Annotated in this window: 19 protein-coding genes; 12 read left to right on the plus strand and 7 right to left on the minus strand. The window is 61.6% G+C overall.

Features of this window, described 5'->3' with window-relative positions; genetic code table 11:
• Positions 1-84 precede the first annotated feature (84 nt).
• Together NKI79_RS08520 and NKI79_RS08525 are read left to right on the plus strand one after the other, a co-directional pair.
• Positions 85-237 (plus strand): peptide ABC transporter permease, encoded by a 153-nt coding sequence (locus NKI79_RS08520; RefSeq protein ID WP_352800997.1) that lies wholly within the window; start codon positions 85-87, stop codon positions 235-237.
• Between the two features lie 24 nt (positions 238-261).
• Positions 262-705, plus strand: coding sequence for a PPC domain-containing DNA-binding protein (locus tag NKI79_RS08525; RefSeq protein ID WP_254815764.1), 444 nt, complete (start codon positions 262-264; stop codon positions 703-705).
• 10 nt (positions 706-715) lie between these two features.
• Here NKI79_RS08525 and NKI79_RS08530 read toward each other — a convergent pair whose 3' ends face one another.
• A complete protein-coding gene (locus NKI79_RS08530; RefSeq protein WP_352800998.1) occupies positions 716-1,978 on the minus strand; it encodes a DUF763 domain-containing protein in 1,263 nt (420 codons plus the stop codon).
• 103 nt (positions 1,979-2,081) lie between these two features.
• Entirely contained in the window at positions 2,082-2,786 is a 705-nt protein-coding gene (locus NKI79_RS08535) for an MgtC/SapB family protein (protein WP_352801000.1), read from the minus strand.
• Positions 2,787-3,012: 226 nt separating this feature from the next.
• Between NKI79_RS08535 and NKI79_RS08540 the strand changes: the two genes are divergently transcribed.
• Both NKI79_RS08540 and NKI79_RS08545 read left to right on the plus strand, forming a co-directional pair.
• Entirely contained in the window at positions 3,013-3,180 is a 168-nt protein-coding gene (locus tag NKI79_RS08540) for a hypothetical protein (RefSeq protein ID WP_254815761.1), read from the plus strand.
• A gap of 30 nt (positions 3,181-3,210) precedes the next feature.
• Positions 3,211-4,209 carry an ATP-dependent DNA ligase gene (locus NKI79_RS08545; RefSeq protein WP_352801002.1) on the plus strand — a complete coding sequence of 333 codons (999 nt, stop codon included), beginning with the start codon at positions 3,211-3,213 and terminating at the stop codon, positions 4,207-4,209.
• Between the two features lie 135 nt (positions 4,210-4,344).
• Here NKI79_RS08545 and NKI79_RS08550 read toward each other — a convergent pair whose 3' ends face one another.
• Positions 4,345-4,872 carry a YciE/YciF ferroxidase family protein gene (locus NKI79_RS08550; protein ID WP_254815759.1) on the minus strand — a complete coding sequence of 176 codons (528 nt, stop codon included), beginning with the start codon at positions 4,870-4,872 and terminating at the stop codon, positions 4,345-4,347.
• A 168-nt stretch (positions 4,873-5,040) separates the two neighbouring features.
• On the minus strand, positions 5,041-5,790 hold the full coding sequence (locus NKI79_RS08555; RefSeq protein WP_502909797.1) for a Crp/Fnr family transcriptional regulator: 750 nt from the start codon (positions 5,788-5,790) through the stop codon (positions 5,041-5,043).
• Between the two features lie 498 nt (positions 5,791-6,288).
• Here NKI79_RS08555 and NKI79_RS08560 point away from each other — a divergent pair, with 498 nt between their 5' ends.
• Entirely contained in the window at positions 6,289-6,486 is a 198-nt protein-coding gene (locus NKI79_RS08560; RefSeq protein ID WP_254815757.1) for a hypothetical protein, read from the plus strand.
• 289 nt (positions 6,487-6,775) lie between these two features.
• On the opposite strand, the gene NKI79_RS08565 is transcribed toward NKI79_RS08560, so the two are convergent.
• On the minus strand, positions 6,776-6,940 hold the full coding sequence (locus NKI79_RS08565) for a DUF3309 family protein (RefSeq protein ID WP_023677107.1): 165 nt from the start codon (positions 6,938-6,940) through the stop codon (positions 6,776-6,778).
• Positions 6,941-7,249: 309 nt separating this feature from the next.
• On the opposite strand from NKI79_RS08565, the gene NKI79_RS08570 reads away from it, so the two are divergent.
• Positions 7,250-7,561, plus strand: a complete 312-nt coding sequence (locus NKI79_RS08570; RefSeq protein ID WP_352801005.1) for a hypothetical protein — start codon at positions 7,250-7,252, stop codon at positions 7,559-7,561.
• A gap of 77 nt (positions 7,562-7,638) precedes the next feature.
• Here NKI79_RS08570 and NKI79_RS08575 read toward each other — a convergent pair whose 3' ends face one another.
• The gene (locus NKI79_RS08575) at positions 7,639-8,127 is read right to left on the minus strand and encodes a hypothetical protein (RefSeq protein WP_352801007.1); all 489 of its coding nucleotides are present in this window, start codon (positions 8,125-8,127) and stop codon (positions 7,639-7,641) included.
• A gap of 17 nt (positions 8,128-8,144) precedes the next feature.
• Here NKI79_RS08575 and NKI79_RS08580 point away from each other — a divergent pair, with 17 nt between their 5' ends.
• Together NKI79_RS08580 and NKI79_RS08585 are read left to right on the plus strand one after the other, a co-directional pair.
• Positions 8,145-8,666: a DUF4142 domain-containing protein gene (locus NKI79_RS08580; RefSeq protein WP_352801009.1), complete on the plus strand. Its 522-nt coding sequence runs from the start codon at positions 8,145-8,147 to the stop codon at positions 8,664-8,666.
• Between the two features lie 233 nt (positions 8,667-8,899).
• Complete coding sequence (locus tag NKI79_RS08585) at positions 8,900-9,142, plus strand: polymerase (RefSeq protein ID WP_254815753.1); 243 nt, start codon at positions 8,900-8,902, stop codon at positions 9,140-9,142.
• A gap of 117 nt (positions 9,143-9,259) precedes the next feature.
• On the opposite strand, the gene NKI79_RS08590 is transcribed toward NKI79_RS08585, so the two are convergent.
• Positions 9,260-10,048 (minus strand): DUF1236 domain-containing protein, encoded by a 789-nt coding sequence (locus NKI79_RS08590; RefSeq protein ID WP_352801011.1) that lies wholly within the window; start codon positions 10,046-10,048, stop codon positions 9,260-9,262.
• 201 nt (positions 10,049-10,249) lie between these two features.
• Here NKI79_RS08590 and NKI79_RS08595 point away from each other — a divergent pair, with 201 nt between their 5' ends.
• The 4 genes from NKI79_RS08595 to NKI79_RS08610 all read left to right on the plus strand — a co-directional run bounded on the left by NKI79_RS08595 (position 10,250) and on the right by NKI79_RS08610 (position 13,491).
• Complete coding sequence (locus tag NKI79_RS08595; protein WP_254815751.1) at positions 10,250-10,549, plus strand: DUF1236 domain-containing protein; 300 nt, start codon at positions 10,250-10,252, stop codon at positions 10,547-10,549.
• Positions 10,550-10,807: 258 nt separating this feature from the next.
• The gene (locus tag NKI79_RS08600) at positions 10,808-11,656 is read left to right on the plus strand and encodes a MetQ/NlpA family lipoprotein (protein WP_352801013.1); all 849 of its coding nucleotides are present in this window, start codon (positions 10,808-10,810) and stop codon (positions 11,654-11,656) included.
• Between the two features lie 100 nt (positions 11,657-11,756).
• Positions 11,757-12,854 carry a methionine ABC transporter ATP-binding protein gene (locus tag NKI79_RS08605; protein WP_352801015.1) on the plus strand — a complete coding sequence of 366 codons (1,098 nt, stop codon included), beginning with the start codon at positions 11,757-11,759 and terminating at the stop codon, positions 12,852-12,854.
• On the plus strand, positions 12,835-13,491 hold the full coding sequence (locus NKI79_RS08610; RefSeq protein ID WP_352801017.1) for a methionine ABC transporter permease: 657 nt from the start codon (positions 12,835-12,837) through the stop codon (positions 13,489-13,491). The genes NKI79_RS08605 and NKI79_RS08610 overlap by 20 nt, the downstream gene beginning before the upstream one ends.
• Positions 13,492-13,499: the final 8 nt, after the last annotated feature.

The raw sequence follows: 13,499 nt of genomic DNA on the forward strand, positions 1-13,499 counted from the left end.
AACCTCATCCGCCAAACGAAATTGTGTTCTATCGGGCGCCAGATCCAATCAATGCCGAATAATTGCCCCGGAAAGAGACGATGGATGAGCAGCGACCCGGACCAGAATGATCCTGTCTTTTCGGCGGAGCAGGCGCGGCAGGGCGAGATCATCCTGCGGACGCGGGCGCGCCGGATCACTTTCATCGCCGGCCCGGTGGGTCTCGTCTTTCTGGTATGGCTGGTGTGGTGGATTTGAATTCCTGACGGCTGGAGCGAAATCATGAAATCACAGCTTGTTGCCGAAAGCGCCGGGCAGAGAACGTTCGTGGTTGTGCTTGATCCCGGCGAAGAGGCGTTTGCGCAGCTGACGTCGTTTGCGGTCGAGCGTGGCGTCGGCGGCGCGTCGCTGACTGCGCTCGGCGCTTTCGAAAGGGCAACCGTCGGCTGGTTCGACCCGGGAGAAAGGACCTACCGGAAAATCCCCATCCAGGAACAGTGCGAAGTGCTGAGCGCGATCGGCGATGTTGCCATCGGCGACGACGGCAGGCCCAGCCTGCACGTCCACGCAGTCCTTGGATTGAGTGACGGCACCACGAGGGGTGGTCATCTGCTGGACGGAATCGTGCGGCCGACGCTTGAGGTCACATTGGTGGAGACGCCTGGCCATCTGCGCCGCAGGCATCATCCCGAACTCGGCGTCGCCCTGATCGACCTGGAGCCTTGATCCGAGCCGATCACTTCGTTGATTTGACTGCGGCCGTTTCGGGTACGACCTCCCAACCGAAGACGCTGCGGCCGCCGAGCAGATGCGATTGCTCGAACTCCCCGGCGACGATTTCATTCAGGCTTGGGCCGGTGACATAGCGCTCGACCTGCCGCGACTGGTCGTCCAGCCGCCGCAAGGCGCCGATCTCTTCGTCACGGCCGAGCCTGGCCTTCTGGACAGCCGACTTCAGCACGCCGATCGTCTCGTCATAGACCTTCAGCGGCACAGGGAACGGGTGCCTGTCCTTGCCGCCATGCGCCAGCGAGAAGCGTCCTGGATCGGAAAAACGGCACGGCGCGCCATGCACGACTTCGGCGACCAACGCCAGCGCCCGCACCGTGCGCGCGCCGACATTGGGCACGAGGAGAAGCTCGGCGAAATCCGTCGGACCGCGCTCAGCCGCCGCGGCGATACTGCCGTGCAGGCGGCGCATGACGACATCGCTTTCGCGCACATCGTGGTGCGCCGGCATGACCAGATGCGGCAGCAGCTTTTGTGTCGGGTCCGGCGCTGGCGCCGAACCCCGCTCCAAAGCGGCAAGTTCCCTCACGATGCGATCCGGTCCAAGGTCGTGCAGAAGGTCCAGTTGTCCCTGGCGCGACGCTTCGGCGCGGCGGTCGGTCAGGTTGACGATCTCGCCCTGATTGGCGCCCTCGATGGCAGCATGCGGCTGGTCGACAAAGCTCTTCAGGCCCTCGGACAGCCAGTGATAGCGGCGCGCCACCTTGCTGTCGCCGTTCATGCCTTGCTGCACCACCACCCACTTGCCGTCGTCGGTGACGATAAAGCCGTGCAGATAGAGATCGAAACCGTCCTGGACCGCGGCGCTGTCCACCTTGGCGACAAGCCGGCTGGCAGTCGCGAGGCCTTGCCCGTCGAGACCGACACGCTCGCCGATCAGGGCGAGCTCATGCGGGGTCTTGCGCGAATGCGCGCCGCGGCCGCCGCAAACGTGGATGCCGAGTTCGCCGGAAAGCGGCGACAGACCGCGCTTCAACGCTCCGACGACGCTGGTGGTGATGCCGGAGGAATGCCAGTCCATCCCCATCACGGCGCCAAAAGACTGGAACCAGAACGGATGCGCCAGCCGGCGCAGCAATTCATCGCGGCCGTAATGGTGGATGATCGCCTCGCACATGACCGCGCCAAGCCGCGTCATGCGGTCGCCGAGCCATTTCGGTACGCGCCCGCCGTGAAGTGGGAGATCAGCACTTCCCGATCGCTGTGCCACGGTCTTTTGCTTGCTCCTTGAGTCCTGCCTCGACAGATAGGTATCGAAAGGGGTGTGGAGAAGCTATGGCCTGATTCAGGCCGCGATCGTTGCAAGCCGCCAGCTAGCGGGCAGGTTCGCTGAGGAGATCAAACTTCTGGATCTCGCAATGCTCGCCCACCGATTCCAGCAGATCTATTGGCGGTGCGCCAGTGTCCGGCCGCCTCCAACTGATCTCGAACGAGAAAACGGGGTCTTTGATATCCGGGCGCCTCTCTATCGCGACGAGGCGTGCCCGGTAACCAATCGGCCCGATCATCGTATCGAGTTCCTGTCGGGCTGCGGCCTTCCAGGTCACCGCCAACTGGGCGTGGTGTTCGCGCGAAATTCGAAGATCCACCCATTTCAGGACGAGCAAGGTGGCCAGCGTCAGTGCGGTGCCGGCCGCGCCCAAGCCGTATTGGCCACCACCGAAAGCCAATCCGATTGCCGTCATCACCCACAAGGTGGCCGCCGTGGTGACGCCGCTGACCAGACTGCCACGGCGAAGAATGGCGCCACCACCGATAAAGCCGACGCCGGTCAGCACGCCCAGCGGAAAGCGCAAGACGTCCATCGATGCAAACGAATCCGGGTGCTTGCCGACGGTTCCCAGCAGAATGCTGGCCTGGACCATTGCGATGGCGGCCGCCAACCCGACCAGCACGGTGGTGCGTAGCCCCGCCGCGTGCCCGCGCGCCTCCCGGTTGAGGCCTATCAACAAGCCGGCGAGCGCGGTCAGAAGTAGTCGTGCCGCGATGTCCTGCCAAACCGGAACAACGAGGAGCATCGCGGTCACCCGTTGGGCCAGGCGCTGCTGGGCAGGAATAGCGCCATGGTCAAAGCGAACAAGGGCAAGAGCGTCTTCATCGCAAATTCTTTTCGTCGATAAGCAACAAACGATGCGCCTGGATTTTGGTTGCACCGCCGACGATTCACCCCGGCGATGGGCAGCGGCGGAACAAAACCTTCGGCCTGCGGGTTGGTGGGTTCACGCCAACGAAGGATTTACAGTCATGGTCCGCTTGCTGCTTGCTGGAGCCGTCGCTTATCTGGCCTATCGCATCACCAAGGAGATCGGTGGGTCCGGCGAGGTCGATCCGCTGTCGCCTTCAGCCGACCAAGCCGGCCGCAAGGCGCCGAGGCGGCAAAGCGGGGCACAGAGGAATGGCCGACGGCGGTAGCGAATGGCATAGCGGCGGCACTGACCAGCCATGACCGCATTTCCGTTGCCGCTCGACCTTCGTCCGATGGAAGCCAAAGCCGCCGATGCAATTCCTGGCGGCGACGGGCTTTGGCAATACGAGCCGAAATGGGACGGGTTTCGCTGCCTCGCGTTCAAGGGCGACGATGCCGTCGACCTGCGAGCAAAATCGGGCAAGCCGCTTGGCCGCTATTTTCCCGAACTGGTCGCGGTGCTGCGCGATGTGAGCTCGCGACGGTTTGTTGCCGACGGCGAGATCGTCATCGAGGTCGACGGATCGTCCTCGTTCGAGGCCCTGCAAATGCGCCTTCATCCCGCCGAAAGCAGGATCCGCAAGTTGAGCCTCGAGACGCCCGCCATGCTGGTCCTGTTCGATATGCTGGCCGAACCCGGCGGCAGGATCATCATCGAAGAGCCTCTCACCACCAGGAGGCAGGCGATTGAGGCCTTTGTCGCGTCGGCGGCACGGCCCGAACTGCACCTGTCCAAATATACGCACGACGCCGCCACCGCCGAGCGCTGGCTGCAGGGCGCCGGCTACGGCTCCACCGACGGTGTTGTTGCAAAACTGATCGCCGGGCCATACCGGCCCGGCGAGCGCGCCATGGTCAAGGTCAAGCGACTACGCACTGCGGATTGCGTGGTCGGCGGCTTTCGCTATCTCGCCGGCAGCAACGAAGTCGGATCCCTGCTGCTTGGCCTCTACAATAACGAAGGCAGGCTGGACCATGTCGGGTTCACCTCGACCATCGGCAAGGACGACAGGGCAGCATTGACCAGACGGCTGGAAAAACTGCGGGCCAAACCGGGTTTCACCGGCAAGGCGCCGGGCGGACCAAGCCGCTGGAGCACGGAGCGGAGCGGACAATGGGAACCGATAAAGCCTGAACTGGTGGTCGAGGTTCGGTTCGACCATGTGACCGGCGACCGATTCCGGCACGGAACCAAGCTGTTGCGCTGGCGGCCGGACAAGGAGCCCCGGCAATGCACGTTCGAGCAGATCGAGTAAGTCCGCTTCGACGCACCGCTTCAAGACTCCAGCCGCCGGCTCTACCGTTCATGACGGACCAATGCAGAATTCACCGGTTCGCCGCGGCCAACCGAGCCTTGGCAACATTTCCGAGGCTCGGTTGCGGTTTTGAAATCAAGCGGCTTCTTGCATTGCGCGTTCGTTGACACCGCTTTCGCCGAGCTTGGAAAGCGCTTCGTCGGTCGCGACCTCTTCCTTGAGAGTTGCCCTGAGCAGCTCGACAACATCGCTCTTGCCAAGTTCTTCCGCCCACGCGATCAAAGTGCCGTAGCGAGCGATCTCGTAATGTTCGACAGCTTGCGCCGCACCGACAAGCCCGGCGTCGAGCGCGGGAGCACCATTATACTCCTCGAGCATTTCCGAGCCCTCTTCGATGATGCCGTCAATCGCCGGACAGGTTTTGCCGCGGGCCGGCTTGCCGAATTTCTCGAACACCTCCTCGAGGCGGTCGACATGTCCTTCGGTTTCCATGCGGTGTTTCTCGAAAGCGGCGGTCACTTCTTCCGACTCCGCTCCCTTGGCCATTTTGGGCAGCGCTTTCAGTATCTTCTTCTCGGCGTAGTAGAGGTCTTTGAGCCCGTCGAGGAACAGATCCTCAAGGCCCTTGCTTGCCGCCTTCGCGGCCTTTTTCGTGGTCGCCATGATCCTCTCCCGAATGGTTGGTGCCGCCTCGCAAAGTGGAGGTGTCCGATAACCCTCCGACGGGAAACAAGTTCCCTGACGCTACGGGAGCTTTGAAAATTTTTTCCGACCTGCGTGTGGTGTCGCAAGGGCCTTGACCTGCGGCAGCAATCGGCGAGGAAAGCGCCGTCAGCGCTCGCCGATATGCTCGAACAGGCGGATGTATTCGGCCTCGGCCAAGCCGTAGCCGCCATCTGCCAGTGCGACGAGACCATCGCGGTCGCGGATGATAATTTCGCCGCGGCGGGACCGGATGAGCCCTCGCCCCTCAAGCAGCTGCAGCGCGACCGTTACACCCGGGCGCCTTACGCCAAGCATGATCGACAGGAATTCGTGAGTGATCGTCAGCCGGCCGCCGTCCACCCGATCGTCACACATGAGCAGCCAGCGCGCCAGCCGGTCTTCAAGTTTCGATCGCGCGTTGACCAGCGCGGTAAAGCCAGTCTGTACATGCAGATATTGCACGTAGCGCAGCAAGAACAGCCGCAGCGTCGGGCTTTGTGTCAGCGCCGCTTTGAACGGCTCGGCGTCGATCTTGGCGGCTTCTCCCGCCAGCTGCACATAGCAATCATGGACCGTACGGTCGTCGCCCATTATCAGGGCCGAGCCGGTCATACCTTCCAAGCCGACAAGGCCAACTTCCGCATCGCTGCCGTTCGGCATTTTCGCAACCACGGAACCGATACCCTCCTCGAGGAAATAGATGGCCTCGATCGGCGATCCGGACACTTCGAGCGATTGCCGTAACTCCAGCGAACAGCGCTCGATGTGCGGCTCGAGAGATGCGAAATCGCCGGCGCTCATTCGGCGCAACAGCTTGTTTTTGTATGGATTTTTATTGGAATATGGATTCTTATTGGAAGTTGCTGGATCAGACATAGCTGGGCCCAAAACAGGGCAAGAGCTTTCTTATCTCCCAGCCGTCCGCGCCCGGTATAACCTGCGAACGATAGCGCCTATATAAGCACTGAAAGGTATGGAGCCTACTAAATAAAAAAATGAATCGATGCACGGCAGTTCTCCTGCCGCTTGCCTACGAAAACATCCGACTGAAAGTTAGAGTTGGAAACGTACCAAAGACGGTTTCGTACGAAAACGACAATTGAGATCGCCGGGCGCAAAAGAGCCCGTCGCGAGGGATGCAACGGGCTCCATTCGGGCGTCGTGGGCTACGCCCAGTGATCCAAATGAGGGTGGGTTGGATCGCAGCAACAATGCAGGTGCGAGACAGTCGTTCCCAAACTGTCTGCTTGGTAATTTCTGTACATTGAGTTTGGACGAGAGCGGCGCTAATTGAATTGGAGGCGTTCACACAGGCATGGCGAGTGGACGCTTGTAAGACGCTTCGCGCTTTCGCCCTTTTCAAGGGAGGATGGCATGTCGATGCAAGGTGCAGCAACTCCAGCCGAACTGAGCGTGCTGAGAAAAGCGCTCGACGACTGCTGCCGCGAGTTGGGTGTTGCGGACGACAGTCCTGTCCGCGAGCGGTTGGCAGCCCGTATCATGTCGCTGTTCAACGAGGGTGTGCTCAGCGCCGATCTGAAAGAAGCGCTGGCCGCCGATCGCCAACACTAAGCTGCTGCTATGGTGGCGTCCTCGGCGCCGAAAGGTTCGGCACCGAGTCGCCCTTTCTAGCCAGGGTCCCGGTTTGCCAAGGATACTTGGAAATCTTGTCTTTTCACGACAAAACGCCCGGCGCTTATTACCAAGCAGGCGTTTTTGTCGCGAGCGTGACACTAACGCGTGTCGCGCTTGACCGGCCTCATGCGACGCACTTTAGGTTCCTGTTTTATGCATGTCGTTATCACAAAACCGCTGCACACCCTCGGGTCAAGCCCGAGGGCATGCTTTTGCGCGACATGCATCAGATGCGCCCAAGCAGGACCAGGATAATGACGATAAGCAGCACCAGGCCGAGGCCGCCACCACCGTAATAGCCGGTGCCATAGAACGGTCCGCCGCCCAAGCCGCTGAAGCCGCCAAGCAAGGCAAGGACCAAGATGATGATGAGAATGGTTCCAAGGCCCATGATGTCTGCTCTCCTTGTTTGCGCTGCCGCCATTCGCATCAGCGCGTCGCATTGTACAAAGGTATGAACTCGCAAGAAGCATTCCTGTTCCGGCGGGACGGTAAGGCGTACACTCATGCGGCAAGCAAAATGCCGGGCCGTGCCGTCAGAAAAGTCCACAGATGCATGCCTGCGGAGAATGGCATGGCGGCCGCCTTGAACACCTGAGAACATGCTGAAATTCATGGGGAATTTGTCGGAACCTTCGCCCGCCCGAACGGTTGTTTTCGTAGTCGCAACGCGACGACCCTCGTAAAAAGGAGAAGCCTCATGCTCACGAAAATTCTCGCAGCTTCCGCGCTTACGATCGGTCTGGCCACGTCAGCGATGGCCCAGAACGTCGGCGATCCCTCCGGAGACGCTACCGACGGCAGCGGGCGGACGATCGTAGTCCCGGATAATGGCGGCCCTGACACCGGCACGGATTCGACCATCACCAACAGCATTCGCGATTTCTCAACGACGAATTCGAATGCCGACCGGAATTGCCCGCCAGGCCCGCAGGGGGCTCTGCCCGATGCGACCGGCAAGGCTCCTGGCACAATGGCCCCGACGGTGAACGACAACCACTGCGGCAAGTAAGCGCCCGGTGATCACAGCCTGACCAGGCCGCGGAGCAAAGGCTCCGCGGCCTGTCCGTTTTTGCCGCAAATTAGCGCCTAACGGCCGCGGTGGTCAAAACTGACCGCGATCTCCAGACCGTCCAGCGCGCGAACGATGAAGCCAACCAGCTCCTCGTCGGTTTGCCGGAACCAGGGAAAGCGTCTGCGCAAATCGGCTATGACGAGGGTGGTCGAGAGAATGTCGCCGGAATGGTAGTCGGCCATGACGGTATGAACGGCAGCGTCGGTATCAATACCGATTCCTAGCGGCGATTTGATCTGCCCACGGGGGCCTCCACCCATCTCTCCCGACCGACGATAGCAAGACTGCGGCAAAGCGAAAGAGCTTGTACGATTCCGTACGATCTCGCCGCGTGCGTTGCGATTTGCGGGACGCAGCCGGCGTCCTTTGTTTTGCGTTTCCAAACCATTGTCTGGCGTCGCGGCGGCTCTGGCGCCACGACCAGGCAACCTCGCTGCAGCTTCCGCGTTGAGCCATCGAGGGATGACATCAGCCTCGGAGAACCCCCATGAGAATACTTCCATCCATCACTGCGGCAGCGATGGTGGCCGGCGCGCCTTTGGCTGCTTTTGCCCAATCGGCGACGCTGACGCCTCTAACGACCGACACCATGAGCAAGGTTGACACTGCGACGTTTGTCAAGACGGTGCCCATCGCCAATACATTCGAAATCGAATCGAGCCGACTTGCGCAGACGCAGGCGAAGGCCGACGACGTAAAAGCCTTCGCGGCGCAAATGGTCACGGACCACACCAAGGCCGACGAGGAGTTCAAGGCGGCGCTGAGCAAGGGTCAGACGACTTCGGCCACCGCGCCAGCCGGCCCGCCGCTGGACACCAAGCACCAGGCGCTGCTCGACCAACTCAAGGAGGCCAGCGGGGACAGCTTCCAATCGAAATACATCGACATGCAGACCCAGGCGCATAAGGAAGCGGTGGCGCTGTTTTCCGCTTACGCAAATTCCGGCGACGATCCGGCGATGAAGGAATTTGCCAAAAAGACGCTGCCGGTGCTGCAAATGCACGAACGTCACGTGAAGGATCTCGCTGCCGCGCATCAATGAGGGCGACGACCGCCAGCGGTTTCGCCAACGGAGACGCCGGGCTTGAAGGGAGCGGCCGTCGTCGGCCCCGGGAACAAAGTACCGAGAGTGCCGTTATTCACTTGGCCTATTCCCGGGAGGATCCAATGGGAGGCGGCATTCGCGAGGCGCCGAGGGCAGTAGAGCTGGGTTTCGGCACCGTTCCGATTGCCGCTGTCACAGGCTGAATCGATTTCCGGCCGGGACAGGTTACCATGCGCTACGGCGAGATATTTGCAAACGCAACGGCGCTCTTGTTGCTGGCGCTGATGGTTGGCGGCATCTTCATCTTGTTTGGAGAACCGCTGTGGCCGCGGCACTACGCGAGAATGGTGCTGGTCCCGAATATTGATGCCATGGCCACCGCGTCATTCCGAACAAGGTGCGCTCCAAGTCCATGCCTGCCCGACACCATCGATCAGACCATGCTGGCTCCTCGCCCCGAGGACGGGCCGTGATCTGCGATTTGCAGACGCTGCAACGCTGTGGAGCGGGATGCGGTAAGGCCCGCCGCGCAAGTCGCGCCGCGGGCTTACCGGTGCAATCAAACGGTCTTGCAAACCGTCCGGCTACAACTAGGTCAGGATAAGCACGATCTTGTAGGTATTCGGATCGACGATGACGATTCGGCCATCGGCCAGCACGAAATATTCATAGGATTCGTAAGCCGGAACAATCTTGACGATGCGCGCCGGCAGACGATGCAGCCGGACCTTCTTTCGCGGAACCTCGATGCCGACAGAGATGTCGAAATCGACATTGGAAACCGGTTGGACATTCGTTTCCTTGATGACCTGGGTAATCTCTGTCTTCTGTTCAACGGTCACATTGCTGATGGAAGCGGTCGAACTCTGGTCCTGCGTCTGCGTAGAGGCGTTGCCCTGAGTCTGCTCGCTGGTCGTGGTCCCAGTCTTGCCCTGAGCATGCTCCTCGGTCTTCATTTTCGTGTTGCCTTGGGCCTGCTCGGTAGTGGTGGTTCCGGTTTTGCCCTGGGCCTGCTCGTCGGTTTTCATTTTGGTGTTGCCCGTGGCCTGCTGGTCAGTCGTGGCGCCAGCCTTGCCCTGAGCTTGCTCGTCGGTCTTCATTTTCGGCTTGCCCTGAGCCTGCTGGTCAGTCGTAGCGCCAGCCTTGCCCTGGGCTTGCTCGTCGGTCTTCAGCTTTTTGTTGCCCTGCGCCTGTTGTTCAGTCGTAGCGCCGGCCTTGCCCTGAGCCTGCTCGCCCATCTTGGCGCCATTTGGACAGTTGGCAGTGCCGGCTGCGCAATTGGCGCCGGACTGGTCGTCGGTCGACTGCTGCGTCTGGGCAAGTGCCGCTCCGCAGCTGACGCTGATTGCTAGCATGCTGGTAATCAGAACGCCTTTCATGAGAGATCTCCTTGGAAAATGCGTCCCTTCACCGCGTAAAACTGTGGCTAAAAAACTTTGTTCCAAATTAACCGAGCGAAACGGCAAGCGATCCGAGCGGCGGAACAAGCTCTACCCGGTGACGTTACCGACCTAGCGACCCCGTTGCGAACGGCATGACGCGGCGCAGCGCAGAGGTGGCTCAGACGAAAGGAGACGATCATGAGAATGCATCTTTCCGCAGCCGCGGCTGGGTTCTTGTTGCTAGCGGGCGTCGGCGCCGCTGCCGCCCAGGACGTGGTCATCGAACCGCAGCAGGAGACGATCGTACGCGAGTATGTGAAAAAGCAGCCTCTGGCGTCCGTCCAGCTTCCCGGCGTGGAGCTCAATGTCGGCTCGACACTGCCCGATACCGTCGAGCTTCATGAAGTTCCCAGCGTCAAATACCGCTACGTCGTCGTCGACAATCGGACCGTCCTGGTCGATCCTGGCACGCGCAGGATCGTGAAGGTCATCGAGTGAACAAGCGCGTCGCTTTGAAGGGACATGCGGCGCGTCCAGCATTGTCGACATCCCAGACTGCTGCCCTTGTTGGGCATTCCGACGCAGAAAGGGCCCGCCGTTCCGACGCACGGCGGGCCACATAGCGAGTCACCACCCCGGCTCCTCATCTGGTGTGAAATACTGTTCTTTGATCTGGCGATCAGCATTTCCGATGATGCCCGCAAGGCTTCGCATTCCGCTTGGCCGCAACGATTGCAAAAACCGATGAGATTGACCATGCCTCGGAACACCAACACTTTGCTTCAATTCTTCTCGGCAACTATAAGCCGGCGCGCCGGCTTCGCTGTACTTCTTGCATCAGCGGTTGCGATTGTCAGCCTTGCTGCGCCGTCGTTCGCCGAGGACAAGACGGCGGTCAAGGTCGGCATCATGAGCGGCGAGGACGAGGACGTCTGGCGCGTCGTCACCGCCCAGGCGGCGGAGAGGGGCCTGACGATCGAGACCGTGGTGTTCAACGACTATACCCAGCCGAATGAAGCGCTCGAGCGTGGCGAAATCGACGCCAACGCCTTCCAGCACAAGCCCTATCTCGACAACCAGATCAAGACGCAGGGCTATCACATCGTCCCGGTCGGCTATACCGGGGTCTGGCCGATCGGCCTTTATTCCAAGAAGTACGCGAATATTGCCGACCTGCCCGAAGACGCGGTCATTGGCGTGCCGAACGACCCGTCCAATGAGGGCCGCGCACTGCGCGTCCTGCAGAGCGAACATCTGATCAAGCTCAGGGAAGGCACCGGCATTCTGGCGACGACCACCGACATCGCCGAAAACCCGAAGCACTTGGTCATCAAGGAGCTGGACGCAGGCATCGTCGGGCGCTCGGTGGAAGACCTCGACGGGGCCGTAGTCAACACGGATTGGGCGCTTAAAAGCGGCCTCACACCGGAGAACCGCATCGCCCAGGAGGCGGTGGCCGACAATCCCTATCGCAATTTCATCGCGGTCAAGGCCGGCAATGAAAACCAGCCCTGGGTAAAGACATTGGTCGCTTCCTATCAGAACGAAAAGGTGAAGGCCGAATTCGACCGGGTCTACAAGGGAACCGGCATCAGCGCCTATTGATGCCGAGCTCAACTGGGCGCTGAAGCCCGGCATGATAAAGCGGTCCGCGCTTCAACGCGGACCGCGATCGCGTTTGCGGGACACCAATACAGGAACTTTTATGAACCAGCATTTCGCCTCGGTCACGGAAGTCACGCATCCCGTCGGCGGCCCCTCCGCGGGACCGAACGATGTCGTGCGCCTCATCGAGCTGAAGCGCCGTTTCGGCGCGACAGCGGCGCTGGACGGCGTGTCGCTCAGCGTGCGCCAGGGCGAGATCCTCGGCATCATCGGCCGCAGCGGCGCCGGCAAGTCGACGCTGATACGCTGCCTGAACGGCCTGGAGCGGCCGGATTCAGGACAGGTCTTCATCGAAGGCCGCGACATCAGCCGGCTCGGCGAGCGCGAATTGCAGCCGCTGCGCCGGCGCATCGGCATGATCTTCCAGCATTTCAACCTGCTGTCCGCCAAGACGGTCGAAGACAATGTAGCGCTGCCGCTCAAGATCGAAGGCCGGCCCAGGGCCGAACGCCTGGCGCGCGCCGCCGAGCTGCTCGAGCTTGCCGGCCTGTCGGAAAAGGCGAAAGCCTATCCTGCGTCGCTGTCGGGCGGGCAGAAGCAGCGCGTCGGCATTGCCCGGGCGCTTGCGGGGCGCCCGGCGCTGCTGCTGTCGGACGAAGCGACCTCGGCGTTGGACCCGGAGACGACGCGCTCCATCCTTGCCTTGCTCAGAGACATCAACCGGCAGCTCGGCCTGACCATCCTGCTCATCACGCACGAGATGGAGGTGATCCGTTCGATCGCCGATCGTGTCGCGGTGATCGACGCTGGGCGGATCGTCGAGCAAGGCCCGGTCTGGTCGGTTTTTGCGGACCCCAAGTCGGCGATCACGCAGAGCCTGCTCGGCGGCATCCGGCCGCAATTGCCGGCAGAGATCGCAAGCCGGCTAACGCGGAACGCCGGCGTGGAGGCGATCCTCAGGATCGACGTGGCCGGTGAGGCCGCGCGAAGCCCGCTTTTGTCCGATCTTGCCTCGGCAGTTCCCGGCTCGTTCCGCCTCGTGCATGGCGGCATCGATCACGTCCAGCAGCAGCCGGTCGGGACACTGTTCGTTGCGGTCGCCGGCAGCAATGAAGCTCACCTGGCAGAGGTGATCGCGTTCTTGAAAGCCCGCCAAGCGCGGGTGGAGGTGCTTGGCCATGTCGCCGGTTCTGTTTGAGCTTCTCGTCCGTTCGATCTGGGAAACGATCCTGATGACGGCCGCCTCCGGCCTCGTCTCGCTGGTTTTCGGGCTGCCGCTCGGCCTGGCGCTGGTCGCCACCGACCGCGGCGGCATCGCCGAAAACCTGTGGGTGAACCGCGCGCTTGGCGCTGTCATCAACGGCTTCCGCTCTGTGCCTTTCATCATCCTGCTGGTTGCGCTGATCCCGGTGACGCGGCTGATCGTCGGCACCTCGATCGGCACCTGGGCAGCGATCGTTCCGCTGTCGATCGCCGCGACGCCCTACTATGCCCGGATCGCCGAAGTGTCGCTGCGTGAGGTCGACCACGGGCTGATCGAAGCGGCGCGCGCCATGGGCGGCAACCGCTGGACGATCATTCGCGAGGTGCTGGTGCCGGAAGCGCTGCCCGGCATCGTCGCCGGCTTCACGGTGACGCTGGTGACGCTGATCGGCGCCTCGGCGATGGCCGGCGCCATCGGCGCCGGCGGGCTCGGCGACCTCGCCATCCGCTACGGTTACCAGCGCTTCGAAACGTCAGTCATGATCGCCGTGGTCATCGTCCTGATCGTCCTGGTCTGCGGCATCCAGTGGGCCGGCGACCGGCTGGTCGCGAGGCTGGATCACCGCACCTGATCGTTGGC

The organism is Mesorhizobium sp. M0340 (assembly GCF_040321535.1).
GTDB lineage: Bacteria > Pseudomonadota > Alphaproteobacteria > Rhizobiales > Rhizobiaceae > Mesorhizobium.

What these genes read in the sequence shown, in the direction of transcription:
- NKI79_RS08590 (WP_352801011.1), bottom strand. Translation starts at nt 10,048, where the DNA reads ATGAAAGGCGTTCTGATTACCAGCATGCTAGCAATCAGCGTCAGCTGC.
- NKI79_RS08600 (WP_352801013.1), top strand. Translation starts at nt 10,808, where the DNA reads ATGCCTCGGAACACCAACACTTTGCTTCAATTCTTCTCGGCAACTATA.
- NKI79_RS08610 (WP_352801017.1), top strand. Translation starts at nt 12,835, where the DNA reads ATGTCGCCGGTTCTGTTTGAGCTTCTCGTCCGTTCGATCTGGGAAACG.
- NKI79_RS08525 (WP_254815764.1), top strand. Translation starts at nt 262, where the DNA reads ATGAAATCACAGCTTGTTGCCGAAAGCGCCGGGCAGAGAACGTTCGTG.
- NKI79_RS08560 (WP_254815757.1), top strand. Translation starts at nt 6,289, where the DNA reads ATGTCGATGCAAGGTGCAGCAACTCCAGCCGAACTGAGCGTGCTGAGA.
- NKI79_RS08575 (WP_352801007.1), bottom strand. Translation starts at nt 8,127, where the DNA reads ATGGAAGTATTCTCATGGGGGTTCTCCGAGGCTGATGTCATCCCTCGA.
- NKI79_RS08570 (WP_352801005.1), top strand. Translation starts at nt 7,250, where the DNA reads ATGCTCACGAAAATTCTCGCAGCTTCCGCGCTTACGATCGGTCTGGCC.
- NKI79_RS08580 (WP_352801009.1), top strand. Translation starts at nt 8,145, where the DNA reads ATGGTGGCCGGCGCGCCTTTGGCTGCTTTTGCCCAATCGGCGACGCTG.
- NKI79_RS08535 (WP_352801000.1), bottom strand. Translation starts at nt 2,786, where the DNA reads ATGCTCCTCGTTGTTCCGGTTTGGCAGGACATCGCGGCACGACTACTT.
- NKI79_RS08545 (WP_352801002.1), top strand. Translation starts at nt 3,211, where the DNA reads ATGACCGCATTTCCGTTGCCGCTCGACCTTCGTCCGATGGAAGCCAAA.
- NKI79_RS08565 (WP_023677107.1), bottom strand. Translation starts at nt 6,940, where the DNA reads ATGGGCCTTGGAACCATTCTCATCATCATCTTGGTCCTTGCCTTGCTT.
- NKI79_RS08605 (WP_352801015.1), top strand. Translation starts at nt 11,757, where the DNA reads ATGAACCAGCATTTCGCCTCGGTCACGGAAGTCACGCATCCCGTCGGC.
- NKI79_RS08585 (WP_254815753.1), top strand. Translation starts at nt 8,900, where the DNA reads ATGCGCTACGGCGAGATATTTGCAAACGCAACGGCGCTCTTGTTGCTG.
- NKI79_RS08550 (WP_254815759.1), bottom strand. Translation starts at nt 4,872, where the DNA reads ATGGCGACCACGAAAAAGGCCGCGAAGGCGGCAAGCAAGGGCCTTGAG.
- NKI79_RS08540 (WP_254815761.1), top strand. Translation starts at nt 3,013, where the DNA reads ATGGTCCGCTTGCTGCTTGCTGGAGCCGTCGCTTATCTGGCCTATCGC.
- NKI79_RS08555 (WP_502909797.1), bottom strand. Translation starts at nt 5,790, where the DNA reads ATGTCTGATCCAGCAACTTCCAATAAGAATCCATATTCCAATAAAAAT.
- NKI79_RS08595 (WP_254815751.1), top strand. Translation starts at nt 10,250, where the DNA reads ATGAGAATGCATCTTTCCGCAGCCGCGGCTGGGTTCTTGTTGCTAGCG.
- NKI79_RS08520 (WP_352800997.1), top strand. Translation starts at nt 85, where the DNA reads ATGAGCAGCGACCCGGACCAGAATGATCCTGTCTTTTCGGCGGAGCAG.